This window comes from Verrucosispora sp. ts21, assembly GCF_002879555.1.
Taxonomy (GTDB): Bacteria; Actinomycetota; Actinomycetes; order Mycobacteriales; family Micromonosporaceae; genus Micromonospora; species Micromonospora gifhornensis.
The window spans coordinates 1-782 of record NZ_PNOZ01000179.1 but is presented as its reverse complement, the minus strand read 5'-3'; the positions used below and the strand labels follow the sequence as shown (position 1 = coordinate 782).

2 pseudogenes are annotated in these 782 nt (G+C 70.6%); one reads left to right on the top strand and one right to left on the bottom strand.

What is annotated here, in order from left to right:
* A pseudogene (locus C1A38_RS30425) lies at positions 1–135 on the bottom strand (transposase); the annotation flags it as partial.
* Between C1A38_RS30425 and C1A38_RS30420 the strand changes: the two are divergent.
* A pseudogene (locus C1A38_RS30420) lies at positions 76–644 on the top strand (winged helix-turn-helix domain-containing protein); the annotation flags it as partial. The pseudogenes C1A38_RS30425 and C1A38_RS30420 sit on opposite strands and share 60 nt — an antisense overlap.
* Positions 645–782 lie beyond the last annotated feature (138 nt).

Below are 782 nucleotides of genomic sequence, written 5' to 3'. Positions count from 1 at the left end.
CTTGAGCCCGTCGCAGACGAGCATCAGCACGTCGGCGACGCCGCGGTTCTTCAGCACGTGCAGCCAGTGCTTGGCGCCCTCGCCGCCGTCACCGGCCCAGATGCCGAGGATGTCGCGGTGGCCGTCGACAGTGACCGCCATCGCGAGGTCATCCGAGGGCTGCGCGGCTGGACCAGCGTACCGATCATCGTGCTCTCCGGCCGGGCCGGCAGCGACGACAAGGTCACCGCCCTCGACGCCGGCGCGGACGACTACGTGACCAAGCCGTTCGGCGTCGACGAGCTGCTCGCCCGCATCCGCGCCGTCACCCGCCGCCACACCACCGCCGACGGGCGAGCGGGCAGCCAGGCACGCGTGGGGCGGCACACGATCGACCTCGCCGAACGAACCGTGACCCGCGACGACGGCGCCGAGGTCCGGCTCACCCCCACCCAGTGGGGTGTCCTCGAACGACTGCTGCGCCATCCCGGCAAGCTGATCACCCAACGTCAGCTGCTGCAGGACGTGTGGGGACCGGAGTACCAGAACGAGACCGGCTACCTGCGTCAGTACATGGCCCAACTCCGCCACAACTGGAAACCGACCCCGCCCGACCACGACACCTCATCACCGAACCCGGCATGGGCTACCGCTACCGCCCCTGACGGTGCAGCGGTAGCAGCACGCCCCGGCTGGTCGCGATCGGCCGGGCCCGTGCAGCGCCCGGCCGATCGTGAGGTCCTTCGTCTCTTCTGGACCTGCAACATCTCCGCCGACACCGCCCAACTACGCGCCGTCGGCGG